The 17,768-nt window shown below is 63.2% G+C and carries 18 protein-coding genes and 1 pseudogene; 1 reads left to right on the top strand and 18 read right to left on the bottom strand.

Annotated features, from left to right (window positions below):
- Positions 1-74: 74 nt before the first annotated feature.
- From ACVENA_RS11645 to ACVENA_RS11565, 17 genes and pseudogenes are all read right to left on the bottom strand, one after another.
- Positions 75-299 (bottom strand): hypothetical protein, encoded by a 225-nt coding sequence (locus tag ACVENA_RS11645; RefSeq protein WP_067105493.1) that lies wholly within the window; start codon positions 297-299, stop codon positions 75-77.
- Complete coding sequence (locus ACVENA_RS11640) at positions 296-583, bottom strand: hypothetical protein (RefSeq protein ID WP_067184137.1); 288 nt, start codon at positions 581-583, stop codon at positions 296-298. Before ACVENA_RS11640 ends, ACVENA_RS11645 begins: the two co-directional genes overlap by 4 nt.
- A 451-nt stretch (positions 584-1,034) precedes the next feature.
- Positions 1,035-1,256 (bottom strand): helix-turn-helix domain-containing protein, encoded by a 222-nt coding sequence (locus tag ACVENA_RS11635; protein WP_082737238.1) that lies wholly within the window; start codon positions 1,254-1,256, stop codon positions 1,035-1,037.
- A complete protein-coding gene (locus ACVENA_RS11630; RefSeq protein ID WP_067105495.1) occupies positions 1,253-1,468 on the bottom strand; it encodes a DUF2274 domain-containing protein in 216 nt (71 codons plus the stop codon). The genes ACVENA_RS11635 and ACVENA_RS11630 overlap by 4 nt, the downstream gene beginning before the upstream one ends.
- Positions 1,461-2,672 (bottom strand): TrbI/VirB10 family protein, encoded by a 1,212-nt coding sequence (locus tag ACVENA_RS11625; RefSeq protein WP_449325509.1) that lies wholly within the window; start codon positions 2,670-2,672, stop codon positions 1,461-1,463. The genes ACVENA_RS11630 and ACVENA_RS11625 overlap by 8 nt, the downstream gene beginning before the upstream one ends.
- Positions 2,669-3,484, bottom strand: a complete 816-nt coding sequence (gene trbG / locus ACVENA_RS11620; protein ID WP_067184142.1) for a P-type conjugative transfer protein TrbG — start codon at positions 3,482-3,484, stop codon at positions 2,669-2,671. Before trbG ends, ACVENA_RS11625 begins: the two co-directional genes overlap by 4 nt.
- Positions 3,481-4,272, bottom strand: a complete 792-nt coding sequence (trbF, locus tag ACVENA_RS11615) for a conjugal transfer protein TrbF (RefSeq protein ID WP_067184145.1) — start codon at positions 4,270-4,272, stop codon at positions 3,481-3,483. Before trbF ends, trbG begins: the two co-directional genes overlap by 4 nt.
- Positions 4,273-4,275: 3 nt before the next feature.
- Entirely contained in the window at positions 4,276-5,580 is a 1,305-nt protein-coding gene (gene trbL, locus ACVENA_RS11610) for a P-type conjugative transfer protein TrbL (protein ID WP_449325508.1), read from the bottom strand.
- Between the two features lie 126 nt (positions 5,581-5,706).
- Positions 5,707-6,441 (bottom strand): P-type conjugative transfer protein TrbJ, encoded by a 735-nt coding sequence (trbJ, locus tag ACVENA_RS11605; RefSeq protein WP_449325507.1) that lies wholly within the window; start codon positions 6,439-6,441, stop codon positions 5,707-5,709.
- Between the two features lie 11 nt (positions 6,442-6,452).
- Entirely contained in the window at positions 6,453-8,891 is a 2,439-nt protein-coding gene (gene trbE, locus ACVENA_RS11600) for a conjugal transfer protein TrbE (protein ID WP_449325506.1), read from the bottom strand.
- The gene (locus ACVENA_RS11595; RefSeq protein WP_449325505.1) at positions 8,885-9,157 is read right to left on the bottom strand and encodes a VirB3 family type IV secretion system protein; all 273 of its coding nucleotides are present in this window, start codon (positions 9,155-9,157) and stop codon (positions 8,885-8,887) included. The genes trbE and ACVENA_RS11595 overlap by 7 nt, the downstream gene beginning before the upstream one ends.
- Positions 9,154-9,489 carry a TrbC/VirB2 family protein gene (locus tag ACVENA_RS11590; RefSeq protein ID WP_449325504.1) on the bottom strand — a complete coding sequence of 112 codons (336 nt, stop codon included), beginning with the start codon at positions 9,487-9,489 and terminating at the stop codon, positions 9,154-9,156. Before ACVENA_RS11590 ends, ACVENA_RS11595 begins: the two co-directional genes overlap by 4 nt.
- 1 nt (position 9,490) lies before the next feature.
- The gene (trbB, locus tag ACVENA_RS11585) at positions 9,491-10,495 is read right to left on the bottom strand and encodes a P-type conjugative transfer ATPase TrbB (RefSeq protein ID WP_449325503.1); all 1,005 of its coding nucleotides are present in this window, start codon (positions 10,493-10,495) and stop codon (positions 9,491-9,493) included.
- Positions 10,492-10,896, bottom strand: coding sequence for a ribbon-helix-helix protein, CopG family (locus ACVENA_RS11580; RefSeq protein ID WP_337180446.1), 405 nt, complete (start codon positions 10,894-10,896; stop codon positions 10,492-10,494). The genes trbB and ACVENA_RS11580 overlap by 4 nt, the downstream gene beginning before the upstream one ends.
- A 3-nt stretch (positions 10,897-10,899) precedes the next feature.
- Positions 10,900-12,904 (bottom strand): annotated as a pseudogene (locus tag ACVENA_RS11575) (conjugal transfer protein TraG).
- A 210-nt stretch (positions 12,905-13,114) separates the two neighbouring features.
- Positions 13,115-13,750, bottom strand: coding sequence for a hypothetical protein (locus tag ACVENA_RS11570; protein ID WP_449325502.1), 636 nt, complete (start codon positions 13,748-13,750; stop codon positions 13,115-13,117).
- A 165-nt stretch (positions 13,751-13,915) separates the two neighbouring features.
- Positions 13,916-15,279, bottom strand: a protein-coding gene (locus ACVENA_RS11565) for an IS3 family transposase (RefSeq protein WP_257546647.1) whose coding sequence is annotated in 2 segments (ribosomal slippage) — positions 13,916-14,929 and positions 14,932-15,279 — 1,362 coding nt in all. Because the reading frame shifts where the segments join, the coding sequence is not laid out codon by codon here.
- 100 nt (positions 15,280-15,379) lie between these two features.
- Here ACVENA_RS11565 and ACVENA_RS11560 point away from each other — a divergent pair.
- A complete protein-coding gene (locus ACVENA_RS11560; RefSeq protein ID WP_449325501.1) occupies positions 15,380-16,474 on the top strand; it encodes a hypothetical protein in 1,095 nt (364 codons plus the stop codon).
- Positions 16,475-16,481: 7 nt separating this feature from the next.
- Here ACVENA_RS11560 and ACVENA_RS11555 read toward each other — a convergent pair whose 3' ends face one another.
- Complete coding sequence (locus ACVENA_RS11555) at positions 16,482-17,711, bottom strand: tyrosine-type recombinase/integrase (RefSeq protein ID WP_449325500.1); 1,230 nt, start codon at positions 17,709-17,711, stop codon at positions 16,482-16,484.
- Between the last annotated feature and the right edge of the window lie 57 nt (positions 17,712-17,768).

Here is a 17,768-nt window from a genome sequence, read left to right as displayed (position 1 = left end):
GGCTTCCCCCTAAGTTTCGTCGCGCCCGCTTTCTTCTGATCGAGCTAGGCCGCCTCCGGCGCCATTGCATGCCATCAACCGGTCGGGGATGGCCTATAGAAGCGGAATCGATCGACCGCGCCTTCGATCAGGTGGCCAGCGAGTCTGAGGCGGATTTCGTCGGCGCCGCTACTGGTCGTGCAGACCAAGCGCGTGCCGCCTGACGGCAACCGCTCGATCGCACTGATAGCCACTCCCGACGCACGGCAGATTTCCCTGACATCGGCCTCAGGCAACGCGAGGTTGATCGCGCGGCTCACGTCGATTCCGGCACGGAAGCACCAGAGCGGATGATCTCCGCGACCTGCACATAGCCCTCCGGGCTGGCGGTTGCGATGGCGAGCGGCCTTCCGCCAAGCACGACATTTTCTCCATTGAGAAAGGCGATGGCAGGGTCGCGTCCGCCCATCACCAGATAGGCAAGCTGGCTGATGTCACCCTGACGCCGGGCATGATCGAGGGAGAGCGGGCTTCGATATTTGTGGAAATGGCGCACGGGGCGAGACGATGCGACGGTTCTTTCGGCGGTGTCGGGGCGATTCATGGCGTGGCTCCTCTGCGTAAGCGGGAGCACAGGCTCTCAGCCGCGGCGGCTTACAAAAAGGAGGGCCGCGATAGATACTATATGGGTTTGTACACACGGATTGTAAGGACGAAAATCCAAGGGCCGCGGTCCGCGACATTTCGCCCCTAGCCGTGCCTGTCCTTCGTCGAAGCAGGGAGCCGCATCACCTTCCTAAGATGATGTTTATAATGAATATTATTTCCAATCGGCCGAGACATACCCTCGCTGACACCCTCACGCGACTATAACGAAAAATGGGAATCGAATAGAGGGTCGAACTTCGCGAAAATGGGAATCGAAAAAGTTCGGTGGCGGGCCTGCCGGTCCATTACCCTGCATCTGACGAAAAACGGAGAATTGCAGGGTAAATTGCCTATAGACAGGCGCAAGAGATTTTGCCGGCCATCCCCTGCGGCTCGCTCGCGGCGCCCTAGCTTTTCTCGAACAGGCGCTTGAGGCTGGCGTATCGAATGAAGGTCGATCGACCGACTTTTACAGTTTCTAGCTCTCCGGCCTTGATGAGTTCGTAGAGCGTCGACCGTCCAATGCCAGTGAGTTTAACCGCGGCGGATATGCGGACGCTGATCGGTTCGATATGGTGGCGGTCCTCGGACGCAACTTGCGGCCCTTGCCTGCTCTGCATCTTGCTCATGGCTTCCGCCTCCCTCGGTGAAAGCGGCGATCGGTTTCGATGAAAGCCGTAAGCATTGCAGGAATAAGGTCCGGCACGGATTCACGCCTGCCGTATGCCGCTTCGTAAGCGTCGGCATAAGCGTTCAATGCCTCGAACAAACCCGGCATGGCGTTGAACGTGATTCTCTTCGGCGTTCGCTCCGGCAGCTTCGGCAATTTCAGGTCAGCCATTTCCGCCTCCCCACGGCCGCCCGACGACAATATCCTTGTGGACGATGACACGCAGCGGCCAGCCGGGCCGGACGCGCATAGTCGGCTGGATATTGAGATTGCGGGTGACGAGCTGGTCGCCCGCGCGCGCGCCGCTCTGCTGCGCGGACTCGCGGATCGCTCGAACAAGGTCGCTCTCGCTGCTGCCAAAACTCAATTCCGAGCCGACACCAAGCAGCGTCGAGAGCGCGACGCCCTTCAAGAGCTGCCATGTGTGCCGGTCGATCTTGTCGGCGAGGCCCGCATAGCCCTGCGTGTCGGTCGCGGGAACATTGTCGATGCGGACTGACGAACCATCGGGAAGGATGATGCGCTGCCAGACCACCAGCGCGCGGCTTTGGCCGAACGCGACGACGCTATCGTAACTGCCGACCAGCCGCGAGCCTTGCGGGATAAGCAGGCTTCGCCCTGTCACGCTATCATAGACGTTTTCGGTGATCTGCGCCGTCAGCAGACCCGGAAGGTCCGAATTGAGGCCGGTAATCAGGCTCGCCGCGATGACGCTGCCAGCCTGCAAGGTCCAGGGGGAGACGGGTGCGGTCAGCCTGTGCGGATTCACGTCGCCGGCATCGTTCGCCTTACCGACCATCGCGTTCTTGCGCTGCTGTCCGTTCGGGTCATCGGCGATCTGCGCGGGCGCTGGCAATTCGGGCGTCTGTTCCGCCGCGACTGCGGCAAGGCGAGCGGATGCGGTGTTTCCGGCGACCTGCAACATCACGCTAGACTCGCGCGCCGCGCGCTGTTCGGCAGCGATGCGCTGGCGTTCGGCTTCGGCCTCTCGGGCCGCACGCCTTGCGGCCTCGTCGCCGGTATCGTCCGGCAGCATTTCCAGCCCGCGTTGATGATTGAGGATCGGCCGCCCCAAATCACCGGGCAGCGGCGCGCCGAGCTGCGGCACGTCGCCATAGTCAGTGGGCGCGCCCGCGAGAGCATCGGGCGGCGCCTTCGCCCCGACCAGCTTGTCATCGGTCGAGGCAATCAGGCCAATGCTCGCCGGTTTCAGCGCCAGCCATGCAACGCCGACAATCGCGGTCGATCCTACGGCGGCAATGGCGATGATTGCGCCGCGTCGAAACCGGGTGACGCGCCCCGGCGCCGCGCGCAAGACCAGCGTTTCGGGGTCGGCCTTGGCTGGCGCTGCGGGTGAAGTCGCGGGGTTGGTCATTTGGCCCTCCGCTTCGGCTGAGCCGTCTCGATCCGCACGACCTTCTGCTTCTTGCCGCCAAGGCGCAACTCGGCCGCGCCGAACAGACGATCGACGACATAATAACGGCCTGCGACACGATAGTTCACAAGCTGGGCCTCGCCGTCCTCGCCAATGACGAACAGCGGCGGCGCTTCGCCCACGGCGATCGACGGCGGAAACTCGATGAAGGTTTGCCTTCCATCGTCGAAGGCGCGGACGGGACGCCATGCCGGCTTGTCGCCGCTGATCGCGTAATTGAAATTCAGCCCCTCGATCGCGAGGCCCGACGCGATCGGCGCGGCGGCGCTCGCGGCGTCCTGCTGGCGGCGAAGCGCAATCATTTCATCATGCGGATAGGTCCACGACAGCGCGGCCATTGCGCCAGTCGACCGGCTTTCGAGTTCGATATGATAGACGCGCCGCGAGGTCGTGATGACAAGGTTCGTGTGAAGCCCTGCCGAATAGGGCTTCACGAAAATATGGGTGCGCTGCTCGGCGCCGCTGCCGCTGGTCGTATCGCCCACGGTCCAGCGCACGGTATCGCCAGCGGCAACCGATGTGACGGCTTCGCCCGGCTGCAAGACAATATCGGTGATGCGCTCGGGCGCGGCATAGAGGCGATAGAGCGCCCCGTCGCTATAGGGATAGATTTGCACCGCGCCGAGATAACCGGCGTTCGACGGCTCACGGAGTGCGGCCTTGTTGGCGGCCGAAACCTTCGCGGTGGGCTGGGCGGCGGCCGGAACGGCAAGCGCAAGGACGCTCACCGACAGCATGACGGCGCGGATCATGGTTCATTCCTTTCGGGGGTCTGCGGCGATTGTTCGGTATCGAGCGACATATCTGCGGGCGGCGCGGTCGCGGCCTGCGGCTGCGGCGTGGCTCGACCGGCGGGGGTTTCCAATTCCTGCGACCAGTCGATCGCATCGACATAGACGCCGAGCGGGTTCTTACGCAGCACGTCGGCCGAGCGCGGCGGCTGCATCTTCACGGTGAGAATGGCGGTCCAGCGCGAGGTGCTGGCGAGACTGCCGCGCTCATATGCCTGTTCGGTCCATTTCACCTGAAAGCTGGTGTCGGACGCGCGGACCACGCTCGTCACCTGAACGGACACGGTGCGGTGCCCTACATCGGCAAAAGGATTGGAGGCGCGAGCATATTCGCCGAGAAAGAGCGACGCGCGTTCGGTCGCGTAGTCATAGGCCGATAGCCAATTCTGGCGCATCAAGACCGGATCGAGCGAGCGCGACCGGACGTTGGCGACGAACCTGCCAAGGTGCCACATGATTTGCGGGTCGGTCGGCCGATAGTCCTTGGTGGCGGGTGCTATCGCCTGCGCCTGACCGAGATTATCGACGGCGACTACATAGGGGATGACGCGGCTTTGCATCGACTGCCATATCAGCGTCGCCGACAGGCCGGTCGCGAGCAACAGTCCGCCGAACGCCATCAAGCGCCAGTTATAGGCTTGCACGCGCGCCGACCCCAAGCGATCGTCCCAAGCCTGGCTGCCGCGCTGGTGGTGCGGCTCCGGTTCGGGTGTCTGTCCGTAACGCTGCACGGCTCTTTTGAATTTCATGGCTTAATCCCTTTCTTTGATGTCGGGGGCAGCGCCCGCGCCGCCGCGGTCGCCTGATTGGATCGCGTGAATCGCCATCTGGCGGCGGTGCCTGCTGGTCTGGGTGGCGTGGAGTTTTTGCGCCCATGCGGGCGGCGTGGTTCCGGCGCTTGCCGCGGCGGTCCCGCCCGTCGGCGCCGCGCCCGTCGTTCCCGCCGCCCACGCGGCCTGCTGGCCGCGCTCGGCGGCGGCGCGAAGGCCAAGGGCGTTTCGCATCCGGTTGGCGGCGGCCCCTTTGGCGGCCGTCGCCATGCCGCCGATGCCTGCGCCGACCGTCGAGGCTCCCGATGTTTCCTGCCCTAGCTTGTAAGCCATAGACGCGGCGCTTCCCATCGTCGTGCCTGCGCGCAGCGCGGCCAGGCCCGCGCCCCCTGCGCCGCGCGCGGCGGCAAGCGCGCCGGCGCCGCCCATGACGACCGTTCCGCCCGCAAGTGCGGCTGTGGCGACAACCGACCCTGCGCCAAGCTGCGGCGCGCCGGCAATCAGGCCGGATGCGAGCGACGGGCAGAAGATGGCGAGCAGGGCGAACACGAGAGCCGCCAGCGCGAGCGTCATGGTCTGTGCGAGATCGACGTCCTGCCCGAGCAGTCCGCTGGTCAATTCGGAGAAGAAGTTGGAGCCGATGCCGACGATGACGGCGATCACCATCACCTTGATACCGGAACTGACGACTGACCCCAAAACGCGCTCGGCAAGAAAGCTGGTCCGGTTCCACAAGGCGAACGGCACAAGGACGAAACCGATGAGGCTCGTCAGTTTGAACTCGATGATGCAAATGAACATTTGCCCCGCGAGGACAAAGAAGGCGGCGAGAACGATCGCCCACGAGAGGCACAGGACGACGATCTCGATAAAATTCGTGAAGAAGTCGATCGGGCCGAGCAATTCCTTTGCCTGTTCGAGCAGCGGCCATGCCGCTTCAAATCCGGTTCCCGCGAGCCGCCCCGGCATCAACAAATCCTCGGCACTGATCGCGCCGCCTCCCGCTGTCAGGCCAAGACCCGCGAAGGACCGAAAGATAATGTCGGTCAGTATCGGGAAGCTGTTGAGGATCAGCGCGAACGCACCGACGTAGAGGATTTTCTTGAGGAACTTGCCGATAACGTCATCTTCGCCGCCGAGCGCCCAGAAGAGGCCCGCGAGCGTAATGTCGATGCCGATCAGGACGGTAACGAGGAATCCGACATCGCCGTGGAGCAGCCCGAAACCGCTGTCGATATAAGCGATGAACGCCTGCAAAAAGCGATCTATGATGTTCATATCGTTCATCGTCGCGGGACTCCTGTTGGAAGGTCGAAGTGTGTCGCGGGGGCCGCCGGGGGAGAGGGGGAGCCGGTCGGCCCCCGCGACGGGACGGCGCTCGACGGGGAGCTAGGTCGCAGCGCCGCCCCAAGCTCAATTGCGCGGCGTGTAGGCTTTGCCGGTGCCGAGGAATCGGGTCGCCCGGTCGCGCGCCTCGCGCTCGCTCTGGACGCGGCGAGCGGCTTCGAGCGATTCCTTGCGGAATTGCGACGCCATCAGGCTTTGAAGCTGGAATTGCTGCTTCGCGGTCAGGGCAAGAAGCTGGTTCGTGGCCTGCTGCGCCTGCAAGCTGCCCTCCGCGCCCTGACTCTTGGCGACGATCGCGGCGAGCGCCTGCGCGTCGTCGCGCACATTCTCGACGATACCGCTCTGCACCTGCATGGTCTGCCGGAACGCGGCCATTTCATTGTCGAGCCGCTGTTTCGCGACCGCAATCCGCTGGTCCCGTTTCAGCGCGGTCCCGAAGCTGTCGGGAAACTGCTGCCGAAACCGCTCGTCGAGTTGGTCGACGCGGAAGTCGATGCCCTGCGCCTGCCCCATCAGCTTGTCGATCTCGCCGAGCTTCTGGCGAAGCTGGTCGAGCTGCGGGAAGTCGATGCGCGAGAGGTTCTTCGCCTGACCCGCGAGCATCTGGGCTTCGTTCTGAAGGCTCTGGATCTGATTGTTGATCTGCTGGAGCGTCCGCGCGGCCGTCAGCAGATTTTGCGTGTAGTTGGTGGGATCGAACACGCTGATCTGTGCGGAGGCCGGCGCGGTGGCGAGCATTCCCGCACCGATCGCGCCGACGATGCCGGTTCCGAGCAGGGCGGCGATGACATATTTCTTCATCTCATATCTCCTTAGGGTTGCACGGGGGACGCGGGGAAACAGGCGGCCGCGTCAGCCGCCCATTCGAGGCCGGAATCGGAGAGGAACCAGCCGACGAAATCGTCTGCGCCATGGGCGGCGAGCAGCGCGTCGATGCGCTTTTGCGTGTCGGGATCGGATGCGCCGCAAAGCGCGAGCGCGATCGGGCCTAGCCCCAATTCGAACAGCCGGTTGCCGCGCGCCGATTGCAGATAATATTGCCGCTTCGGCACCGCGCGGCTGACCAACTCGATTTGCCGTTCGTTGAGACCGAAACGGACATAGGCGGCCTGGCTTTGCGGTTCGATCGCCCGATCGTTGGGAAGCAGGATGCGCTGCGGGCAGCTTTCGATGAGGACCGGCGCAATCGCGCTGGCGGCAATCTCCGAAAGGTTATGGGTGGCAAAGACGACCGAAACATTTTTCTTGCGGACGGTTTTCAGCCATTCCCTGATGCGCTCGGAAAACAGCGGATGGTCGATATATTTCCATGACTCGTCGAGGATGAGCAGCGTCGGCTTGCCCGTGAATCGTTCTTCGAGACGGTGAAACAGATAGGAGAGGACCGGCGCGACAACGCTTTCCGACCCCATCAAGGCTTCCATCTCGAAGCATTGGACGTCGGCCATATGTAGGTCGTCCTCGGCCGCGTCGAGCAGGCGGCCGAATGGCCCTTCGAGCGTATAGGGCGCGAGCGCCGAGCGCAGCGATGTCGATTGCAGCAGCAGCGACAGGCCGGTCAGGGTCCGTTCCTCCACCGGCGCGGTCGCGAGATTGGTGAGCGCCGACCAGACCGTTTCCTTGACCTCCGGCGTTATCGGGACATTCTCCCCGGCGAGCAACGCGCCGATCCACTCGGCCGCCCATGCCCGCTCGTCGGGCTGGTCGATGTGCCGCAATGGCTGGAAGGCGATCGTCTCGCCCGCATCGCCGCCAAGCCCAAGACCATGATGCGCGCCGCCCATCGCCAACGTCGCCGCGCGCGCCGACCGCCCCATGTCGAAGATATAGACTTGGGAGTCGGGGTAACGCCGGAACTGCAACGCCAAGAGCGTCAGCAGCACGGACTTGCCTGCGCCGGTCGGTCCGACGATCATCATATGCCCCACGTCGCCAACGTGGGTCGAAAGCCGAAACGGGGTCGAGCCGCTGGTTTCGGCATAGAGCAAAGGCGGGCCGTCGAGGTGCGCGTTGCGCGCCGGTCCCGCCCATACCGACGACAGCGGCATAAGGTGCGCGAGATTGAGCGTGTGGATGATCGGCTGGCGGACGTTCGCATAGACATGGCCGGGCAGACTCGACAGCCACGCCTCCACCGCGTTGACGCTCTCGCGAATACAGGTGAAGCCCAGCCCGTTGACGATGCGCTCGACCGCGCGCACCTTTTCCTCGACGCGGGCGCGATCGGTATCGGAAACGGTTATGGTCGTGGTCAGATAGCCGAACGCAACATGGTCGGCCCCGAGCGCCTGCAATGCCAGGTCAGCATCGACGACCTTGTTGTCGGCATCACTGTCGAGCAACTGGACCGGTTGATTATAGATAACCTCGCGCAAGAGCGCCGTCACCGACTTACGCTTGTTGAACCACTGGCGGCGCAGCTTGGTGAGCGCCTTGGTCGCGTCGGTCTTGTCGAGCGCCACGAAGCGCGTCACCCAGCGATAGCCGAAATCTTCGTGATTGAGGGCGTCGAGGATTCCGGGGCGGCTGACGTTCGGGAAGCCGAGAATGGTCAGCGTCCGCACATGCTGATCGCCAAGCATGGGTTCGAGGCCGCCGGTCAGCGGCGTGTCGGCCAATATGGCGTCGAGATACATGGGTGTCTCGGGGACCGCGACGGCATGGCGGCGCGTCGATATGGTGCCGTGGAGGAACGTCAGCGTCTCGCCATCGTCGAGCGCGCGCACCTCGGGCATGAAGCCCGAAAACAGGTCGAGCGCCCTATCGGTTTCGGCGATGAAGCTCGCAAGCGCCTGCCGCCAGTCGCGGCCCTTCACGTCGTCGCTGCGTTCGACGAGTGCGCGGCCCGCCGTGTCCGCCTGATCGGGCGGCGGCAGGAAGGTGAGCGTCACATAATAGCGGCTCTCGAAATGCGCGTCCGCGCTCTCGAACGCCGCACGGCGCTCCCGATCGACCAGCCATGATGCGGCGTCGGGAAAGCCGCTGTCGGGATAGCCCAGCGCCTCGCGCCGTTCCGCCTCCATGTGAAGCGCCCAGCCCGATCCGAAACGCTTGAGGACATTGTTCGCGCGCGCGCAAGCGCCGACCAACTCGGCCTCCGTTGCGGACTCCAAGTCCGGCCCGCGAAAGCGCAAGGTGCGCTGAAAGCTGCCGTCCTTGTTCAGCACCACGCCGGGGGCAATCAGCGCCGCCCACGGCAGATGATCCGCGAGCCGATCGGCCCGGCTGCGATATTCGCGCAGGTTCAGCATGACAGATACCCCCGTTGCCGAAGGTGCCGCGCGAGAACGGGCGCGAAATCCGGGTCGCGCTTCGCGGCGAACACCGCAACCGTGTGACCAAGCGCCCACATTGCGAGGCCAGCAATCCATTGCTGCAAGCCCAGCCCCAGCGCCGCCGCGATCGTGCCGTTGACGATTGCGATGGCGCGCGGCGCGCCGCCGAGCAGGACCGGTTCAGCCAACGCGCGGTGCATCGGAGCTTCAAAGCCTTCGATATGGCCGCCGGCGCCGGTCATGCGATGAGCGCCCCGCCGCCGAACGAAAAGAAGGACAGGAAAAAGCTCGATGCCGCGAACGCGATCGACAGCCCGAAAATGATCTGAATGAGGCGGCGGAAGCCGCCCGCCGTCTCCCCGAACGCGAGGGTCAGCCCGGTCACGATAATGATGATAACGGCTATGATTTTGGCAACCGGCCCTTGCACCGATTCCAAAACCCGTTGGAGAGGTTGCTCCCACGGCATACCCGATCCGGCCGCCTGCGCGGTGGCGGCGACAGCCAGGCCAAGCAGGACCGCAGCGGCGGCGGTTATGATCTTGTTGGGTTCGCGGACGCGGGACAGGCGCATGTCATTCTCCTTCAAAAGCGGTGGTTTCGGGGGTGAGGTCGCGGACGGCGTAATTTCCGTGCGCGTCGAGGCCGACGACGCGCGCGACGCTATCGACGCGCCGCGCGAGTCCGCGCCCGGATATGAACACGATCATGTCGATTGCCTCGGCAATCAGCCGTCGCGGAACGGTGACGACGCTCTCCTGAACAAGCTGTTCGAGCCGATAGAGCGCCGCGGTCGCGCTATTGGCGTGGACCGTCGCAATGCCGCCGGGGTGGCCGGTGTTCCACGCCTTGAGCATGTCGAGCGCCTCGCGCCCGCGCACCTCACCAACGATGATGCGGTCGGGGCGAAGGCGAAGCGTCGAGCGCACAAGGTCGGCCATCGTGACCGCGCCGGCCCCGGTGGGGCCAATGGTGCGGGTGCGAAGCGCTACCACATCGGACGCGGCGCATTGCAACTCACGCGTGTCCTCTATGATGATGACGCGCTCGTCGAGGCCTGCCATTTCCGCGAGCAGCGCATTAGCGAGCGTCGTCTTTCCCGATGACGTGCCGCCCACGACCAGGACGTTCCGCCGCTCGACAACCGCCATCGACAACAGCCGCGCAGTGTCGGCCGACATGATGCCGTCCTTCACATAATCGAGCAGCGTATAGATGCGCGCGGCCGGCTTTCGGATCGAGAAACAGGGCGCGAGGCTGACCGGGGGCAAGACGCCCTCGAACCGCTCGCCCGCGCCCTCGCCGTGCGGTGGCAGTTCGGCCGATATGATCGGCGCCGCCGCATGGGCCTCGGTGCGCGCGTGGCTCGCGACTAGGCGAATGATGCGTTCGATCTGCGCCGGGTCGTAGCGTGTGCCGGTGTCGATGCGCCCCTCGCCGAGCCGGTCGAGCCGCAAGACCCCATCGGGGTTCACCATGATCTCGATGACGGCGGGGTCGGACAGCGCGGCGGCGATGCCCGGTCCCATCGCGGTGCGGAGCATCGCGCGGCGGCGATCTACGGAAAGCGCGTCGGTCATGGCTGGGCCTCGATGATGTTCTGGGTGTCGAGCGTCCGCTTGCCGCCCGCGATCTGGCGGCCAAGCTGGGCGATGAATCGCTCGAAACGCTGGTTTCCGGTTGCGAGCGCGGCGGCGTCGGCTTCAGGCAGCGGAGCGGTGACGGTAAGCTGGTAGCGCACGAACAGCGCCAGCGCCTCCAACACGACCTCCATGTCGCGGCGGCCCGCAGCGACCTCGCGCGATATGCGGTCGAGCCGGACTTTCAGAAGGTCGTCGATTTCCTTGGTCGCGCGGCGCGCCAGCCAATCGCGAAGCGCCTCGTTGACGATACGCGACTTGTTGCCGCCGCGTCGGATCACCAGCGCGTCGAGCGCATCGCTCAAGTCGCTGTCGATGTAGAGATTCTGCCGGACCTTCATCGCCTAAAGCCCCGGCAGCAGGTCTTGGGACTGCGATTGGTTCATGGCGTGGCCGCGCACCAGCGAGGCGCGAACGCGGTCCATGACGCGCTTGTCGGCCGCCGCGTCGGGGTCGTCGCGCTCGAGGTCCGGCAATTCGAGTTGCGTCGCCGGTTCGGCCTGCTGCAACCTTTCCTCGATCGACGGGTGCCGCTGCTGCTGCAAGCCGCCGTCCTCGTCCGCACCGCCCTCGTCATCGGCCTTGCCGAGCCGGCTATCCGGCGCGCTGAGCAGCCCGGTCCAGTCGTCGGGACGGCTTGGCGGTCGGTCGGCATAGTCGCCAAGGGCGAGTGCGGGCGGCGGCAAGAGCCGCGCACGGAAGTTAGCGTCTTTGTAGTATTGCAGCTTTTTCGCCCGGATTGGGGCCATGCCCGACACAAGAACCAGCTCGTCGGCGGGCGGAAGCTGCATCACCTCCCCTTGGGTCAACAGCGGGCGCGCCGTCTCCTGTCGGCTGACCATGACATGCGCGAGCCAGGGGGCGAGCCGATGCCCCGCATAATTCCGCATGGCGCGCTGTTCGGTCGCGACGCCGAGAGCATCGGAAACCCGCTTCGCCGTCCGCTCGTCGTTCGTCGAGAAAACGACGCGGACGTGGCAATTATCGAGGATCGAATTATGCTCGCCGTAGGCTTTATCGACCTGATTGAGCGATTGCGCGATCAAATAGACCCTGATCCCGTAGCCCGCCATGAAGGCTAGGCTCGTCTCGAAGAAGTCGAGCCGCCCCAAGGCGACGAACTCGTCGAGCATCATCAGAAGCTCATGCTTGCGCTGCATCGAGCTTCTCCGTGAGGCGGCGACCGATTTGATTGAGCATCAGGCGCACAAGCGGCTTGGTGCGCGAAATGTCCGATGGCGGAATGACCAGATAGAGCGATACCGGGTGGTCGGCCTCGACCAGATCGGCGATGCGCCAATCGCAGCGCGACGTGACGGCCGCGACCGTCGGGTCGCGATAGAGGCCAAGGAAAGACATGGCCGTCGAAAGGACGCCGCTGCGTTCGTTTTCGCTCTTGTTCAAAACCTCGCGCGCCGCGCTGGCGACAACGGGATGGACCTGCGGCGCGTCCTTCGTGCCGAGATGATTGGTGGTCATCATCCGGCGCAAGGTGCTGACGAAAGGTCTGCGCGGGTCCGAGAGGAATGTCGCGACGCGGGCGAGCGTCTTTTCTTCCTCCGCATAGAGAATGTGGAGGATCGCGCCGACCAAGAGACTGTGGCTGGTCTTTTCCCAGTGGTTCCGCCGTTCCAGCGACCCCTCCGGATCAACCAGAATATCGGCCACGTTCTGAACGTCGCGAACTTCGTTCGCGCCCTTTCTGACCTCAAGCAGCGGGTTATATTTGGCCGAACGCAGGTCGGTGGGATTGAACAGCAAGACATGCGAAAAGCGCGCGCGCCAGCCTGCGGTAAGCTGCCAGTTCTCGCCCTTTATGTCATGGATGATGGCCGAGCCGGTCCAGCTCAGCAGCGTCGGGATGACAAGGCCGACACCCTTGCCCGAACGGGTCGGCGCAAAACCCATGATATGCTCCGGACCGCTGTGGCGAAGGTAGCTCCCGCGCAGACGGCCGAGAAAGACGCCGTTGTCATTGAACAGGCCGGCGCGGTCGATTTCGCCTTTCGTCGCCCAGCGCGCTGAGCCGTATGTCGTGACGTGGCGCGACTGGCGCGCGCGCCAGAGCGAACCGGCGATGGCCGACGCGCAGCCGAGAAAGCCGCTGGCCCCGGCGATCATCCCGGCCTTGTCGAAAACCGCGGGCGCGTAGGCTTCGTAGTGATACCACCACGGAAATATCGCCCACGGCCGATAGACCGGCGTGTCGAACAGGACGAACCAGGCCGGCCCAAGTTGCGGCTGATAGCCAAGCTGTGCCGCACACCATTGCGTTGCGGTCCACACGCCCGCGATCACCATCGCGAAAACGACGAAAATCTGTCCGACAAGGAGCTTGGTAGGCGTCAAGGGATTCTCCCGGCGACGCAGGCATTGCGTCGGCGGCCTAAAAATCAGCCTGACCGGAAAAATCGCATATGACGGTTATGACGCGCGATGACGCTGCGCGGCGCAGCTTGAATGGCTGTTCGCGTCGGCTTCGCACCTGACTTTCGTCGTTCAGGCCCAAATTCCGCAACCGAAAGCATGATTTGGCCGATGAAACCACAATCTCGCCGGTCAGAAGTGATCGGCCCCGTTCGCAGGATTAACGGGCCATCGCGACCCAAGATGAAGGTGCGGAATGAAGATGTGGCCGGCCTCCACCGCCGACAATATGGTATTGAGGCCGAGCGGTGTCAGCTTTGCAATTTGCGTTGGCGGATCGATCTTGATCTTGGTGAAGATTTCCATCCTGATCAGCGCCGATGCCGAAGTAGCCGCAAATTCGTGTTGTATGCTCGGCGTCTCGCAAAGATGAAGAACACGGCCGTTATCGCTCTCTTCGGAAATCCAAAAACTGAAACGGACCCTGTCGCCTTTCCGGCCGATCGCCGCGGCACCTTCAAGCGCAGCAAGCAAGGTGCCCTCGCGAATGTCGTCGCGGTAATCATAAACTATACTGCCCAAATATTCGAGCATGGTGCGAGTACGCGAAGGGATGGCGTCCCACCGGATGCCACCATCGACGACGAGACTATCGGTGGGCTGCGCCACCTGTACAGCCCCGGCCGCATAGGCGCGCTCCATTGCGCGAGCGAGATCGCCTACGGGATCGGCTGCTCCACATGAACTACGTGATCTCGCCAATATGTCACGGGCGGTCCTGCGAAACTGGTTCCAGCGGATTTGTTTGTTGGAGGAGATATTGGCCATCGTGAGAAGCCATAGGAGGTTGTGCCAACGATAGAAATGGCAATGAGAGGAGAAGGACGTCTAGAGATCACCCAGACGTGTTTCCACTCAGTGTCCGTCGTCAGAACATTTGGCGCAACTCGTGGCGTAAATTAGCGGAGAGCGGGCCTCGTCTTGGGATTGATATTAGGCGGCGAGCTTTCGGTGCTGCAAGCGCCGATATTCGATAGTCTGTCGTTTGATCCTTTCGCGCTGTTTGATGATGGCGGGTGCCCTGCCGAAGTAGGCGTCAGCAGGCGTCACGTTGCCGAGGCTCTCGTGGTATCGGCGGTGATTATAATGGTCGATGAAGGCCTCGATCTGGGCTTCAAGTTCGCCAGGCAGGAAGTAGTTTTCGAGCAGGATGCGGTTTTTGAGGGTCTGGTGCCAGCGCTCGATCTTGCCCTGGGTCTGCGGATGCATCGGGGCACCGCGGACATGGGTCATCTTGTTGGCCTCGATATATTCGGCCAGTTCCCCAGCGATGTAGCTCGGGCCGTTGTCGCTGAGCAGTCGGGGTTTGTGCAGCACCGTGGCGCTGTCACATCCGGAAGCCGCCAGGGCGAGGTCCAGCGTGTCGGTGACGTCCTCGGCCCGCATGGTGGTGCACAGCTTCCAGGCAATGATGTAGCGTGAGAAGTCGTCGAGCACGGTTGACAGGTACAGCCAGCCCCACCCGATGATCTTGAAGTAGGTAAAATCGGTCTGCCACATCTCGTTCGGTCGGGTGGTCTTGGTGTGGAACGCATCGGCGGCCTTGACCACGACATAGGCCGGACTGGTGATCAGATCATGGGCCTTGAGCAGGCGGTAAACCGTGGCTTCCGACACGAAGTAGCGCCTCTCGTCGGTGAACCGCACCGCCAGTTCGCGAGGGGATAGCTCGGTCGTCTCCAGCGCCATCTCGACGATCTGGTCCCGGATATCGTTGCCGATGCGATTCCACACCCGGCTCGGCGCCGATGGCCGATCCTCCAGCGCCTCCGGCCCGCCTTCGAGGTAGCGGTCATACCATCGATAGAAGGTCCGGCGGGGGATGCCGAGCTGGTCCAGCGTCCGCTTGGCGGGCAGATGCGACTGCTCGACGATCCTGATGATCTCGAGCTTCTCAGATGCGGGATACCTCATTCTTCGTCGCCCCCATCCGCGATCATGCTTTTTTTGAGCAGACGGTTTTCCAGCGTCAGGTCGGCCACGCATTCCTTCAGGGCACGGGCTTCGCGGCGCAGGTCGTGCACCTCGCCGGTGGTCGCAGCTCGGGCGGTATCGCCGGCCAGACGACGCTTGCCCGCTTCCATGAACTCCTTCGACCAGGTGTAATACAGGCTCTGGGCGATGCCTTCCTTGCGGCACAGCTCGGCGATGCTGTCTTCGCCGCGCAGCCCCTCCAGCACGATCCTGATTTTGTCCTCTGCAGAGAAGTGCCGGCGCGTCGCACGCCGTATGTCCTTCACCACCCGCTCAGCTGGGGCCTTCGGCGCCGATTTTTTCAAGGAGGATTTGGGCTTCATCTTCGTTCCTTCGTCACTACGACGAAGCCCAAATCCTCCTTAAATCACAACCTCAAATATGCGCCATTGGTGCTGACGGCGGACAGTCTGGCAAAAGCCGATGACGCGCCTTGCAGAAGATTTTGGGATTACCGACCAGCAGCTTGCCAGGCTGTGCGAGCGCGAGGACATTCCGCGACCGTCTCCGGGCCATTGGAGCAAGCTCGCGGTCGGCAAGCGCGGTGGCGTGAAGCCGCCGCTTCCTGCCGGGAAGCGAGGCGCGGACGCGATCGTTTTTCGTACATCCGATTTGGCGGAACAGCCCATGACACCAAAGTCGCAAGTCGAACAACTAAAGGCGGAGTTGCCTGCCGTTCGCATTTCCGACCGGCTGATTCAGTCTCATCCGATCGTTGCCGAACGGATCGCCTCCCGCAAAGAGGAGCTTCGCGCGCGCGCGGAATATTATGATCGCGGCTCGCGGGAGTGGGAGAAGGTCGCGCCGTTCAACAAGGCCGATCGCCGCCTTCTGTCTGTCCTCAACGCCATTTGTCAGACGCTCGGCGCGCACGGGGTAACCTTGGGACGCAATGAGCGCGGCGAAATGACGGCGCGTTCGGGCCTCGATGCGATCGTATTTCAGCTTCGCTATCGAATGAGGCGGGTCAAGATACCGACCGCACCGGACGAATGGAGCGCGCGCGCCAAGGGTCCAGACGTGATGCGCTGCGATCTGGAATCGACCGGCGACCTCATATTCGAGGTGACAAGCTGGCTGCCCGCAGGCTTTCGCCGAAAATGGTGCGAAGGCCCAACGTATCGCCTCGAACAACTCGCTAACGATATTGTGGCGACCGTGATCTTGGCACTCCCGGCGATTGCCGCCGAGCGTGAGGCGAAAGAGGAACGCGCGCGCTTCTATGAAATGCGGGCGAAGCAGCAGCGCGAACAGCAAGCGCAGCGCCGCTTGGACAAAAATCGCTTTCGGCGGCTTACCGAATATGCCGAAGCATGGCGCACAACATCGCTGGTTCGCCGCTTCGTCGCTGCCATGCGGGAAACCGACCTCGACATGGATGCGGTGATCGACGGCATGACTGTGGCGCAATGGCTCAAATGGGCCGACGTCGCGGCCGATCGTCGCGACCCGCTTTTACGCTCTTTGGGTGTCATCGAATCCATCGCGGACGTGGATCGTTGGACCTATCCCGACTGATCGGCCGTCAGCCCCAACGCCGTTCGCCCACGACCAGCTTCACCGGCTCGAAGTTTTTCCGCAAGCGATCCAGCTCATCCGACCAGAATTGCATCATCTGAACGCGCTCGTCCCAATATTCGCCTCTGGCATAAGCGCGCCGCACCGCATTGCCTTCGGCATGGGCGAGTTGCCGTTCGATCGCGTCGGGGTTCCAGCGGCCCATTTCGTTGAGCAAGGTGCTCGCCATTGCGCGGAAGCCATGCCCTGTCATTTCGTCCTTGGCGTAGCCGAGACGACGCAGCGCGCCGTTGATGGTGTTTTCGGACATGGGGCGACTGGCCGAGCGCAGCGAAGGGAATAGGAAGCGGCTCAAGCTGGCGTCATGTTCCAGCGTGGCGATGATTTCCAACGCCTGACGGGAAAGCGGAATCTTGTGGACCCGGCGCATTTTCATCTTGCTCGCGGGAATGGTCCAGACCGCGTTGTCGAGGTCAAACTCCTTCCATTCGGCATAACGCAATTCGCCGGGGCGAACGAATATATGGGGCAAGAGGCGCAACGCCGCCAATGTGGACGGATGACCCTCATAGCCCTCAATCGCGCGCAGCAAGGCGCCGGCCTCCGTTGGCGTCGTAATGGCGGCGCGATGCGTCACCTTCGGCGTAATCAACGCCCCGCGCAGGTCGGCGGCAACATCGTGGTCCGCCCGAACGGTGGCGATCGCATAGCGAAACACCTGACCGCAAATGCTCCGCAGGCGGTGGGCGGTTTCGTGCTTTCCCTTCGATTCAAACTTGCGAAACAAGGTTAGCAATTCAAACGGCTTGATTTCCGCGATCGGTCGATGCCCGATCGATGGGTAGGAAAAGTCGAGCAGCCAGCGATTCTTCTTCATCGTGGCAGGCGCAAGGCCTTCCTTCTCGACTTTGGCTAGCCATTCCTCGGCGACCGCCCGGAACGTGTTTGCCGCCGCGACACTCGCCGCCGCCTTGTCTAGCCGGGCTTGCTCTGCCGGATCCTGACCAGTGGCTAGCAGCCGCCGGGCCTCATCTCGCTTGGCCCTGGCCCCGGCAAGGTCCAAATCCGGCCAGATGCCGAATGCAAGCGTCTTGCCCTTACCAAGGAAGCGATAGTTCATCCGCCAGTATCGCCGCCCGGATGGCGTGACGAGCAGATAGAGCCCGCCCGAATCGCTCATCTTGTATTGTTTGTCGCGGCCTTTCGCCGCCTTGATCGCTACCGCCGTCAGTCCCATGAGGGTATCTCTCCATCATCGCTCGGGACATACCCTCAAAAATACCCTCAAATTTTC

It is taken from the genome of Sphingopyxis sp. 550A (genome assembly GCF_053569535.1).
This window is presented reverse-complemented; position numbering and strand designations above follow the sequence as displayed.

Excerpts from the sequence above, each read along its gene's own strand:
- ACVENA_RS11555 (WP_449325500.1), bottom strand. The coding sequence starts at position 17,711 with ATGGGACTGACGGCGGTAGCGATCAAGGCGGCGAAAGGCCGCGACAAA.
- ACVENA_RS11580 (WP_337180446.1), bottom strand. The coding sequence starts at position 10,896 with ATGAAGGTCCGGCAGAATCTCTACATCGACAGCGACTTGAGCGATGCG.
- ACVENA_RS11595 (WP_449325505.1), bottom strand. The coding sequence starts at position 9,157 with ATGACCGGCGCCGGCGGCCATATCGAAGGCTTTGAAGCTCCGATGCAC.
- trbB (WP_449325503.1), bottom strand. The coding sequence starts at position 10,495 with ATGACCGACGCGCTTTCCGTAGATCGCCGCCGCGCGATGCTCCGCACC.
- trbF (WP_067184145.1), bottom strand. The coding sequence starts at position 4,272 with ATGAAATTCAAAAGAGCCGTGCAGCGTTACGGACAGACACCCGAACCG.
- trbL (WP_449325508.1), bottom strand. The coding sequence starts at position 5,580 with ATGAACGATATGAACATCATAGATCGCTTTTTGCAGGCGTTCATCGCT.
- trbG (WP_067184142.1), bottom strand. The coding sequence starts at position 3,484 with ATGATCCGCGCCGTCATGCTGTCGGTGAGCGTCCTTGCGCTTGCCGTT.
- ACVENA_RS11640 (WP_067184137.1), bottom strand. The coding sequence starts at position 583 with ATGAATCGCCCCGACACCGCCGAAAGAACCGTCGCATCGTCTCGCCCC.
- ACVENA_RS11590 (WP_449325504.1), bottom strand. The coding sequence starts at position 9,489 with ATGCGCCTGTCCCGCGTCCGCGAACCCAACAAGATCATAACCGCCGCC.
- trbJ (WP_449325507.1), bottom strand. The coding sequence starts at position 6,441 with ATGAAGAAATATGTCATCGCCGCCCTGCTCGGAACCGGCATCGTCGGC.
- ACVENA_RS11635 (WP_082737238.1), bottom strand. The coding sequence starts at position 1,256 with ATGAGCAAGATGCAGAGCAGGCAAGGGCCGCAAGTTGCGTCCGAGGAC.
- ACVENA_RS11570 (WP_449325502.1), bottom strand. The coding sequence starts at position 13,750 with ATGGCCAATATCTCCTCCAACAAACAAATCCGCTGGAACCAGTTTCGC.
- ACVENA_RS11630 (WP_067105495.1), bottom strand. The coding sequence starts at position 1,468 with ATGGCTGACCTGAAATTGCCGAAGCTGCCGGAGCGAACGCCGAAGAGA.
- trbE (WP_449325506.1), bottom strand. The coding sequence starts at position 8,891 with ATGCTGAACCTGCGCGAATATCGCAGCCGGGCCGATCGGCTCGCGGAT.
- ACVENA_RS11560 (WP_449325501.1), top strand. The coding sequence starts at position 15,380 with ATGACGCGCCTTGCAGAAGATTTTGGGATTACCGACCAGCAGCTTGCC.
- ACVENA_RS11625 (WP_449325509.1), bottom strand. The coding sequence starts at position 2,672 with ATGACCAACCCCGCGACTTCACCCGCAGCGCCAGCCAAGGCCGACCCC.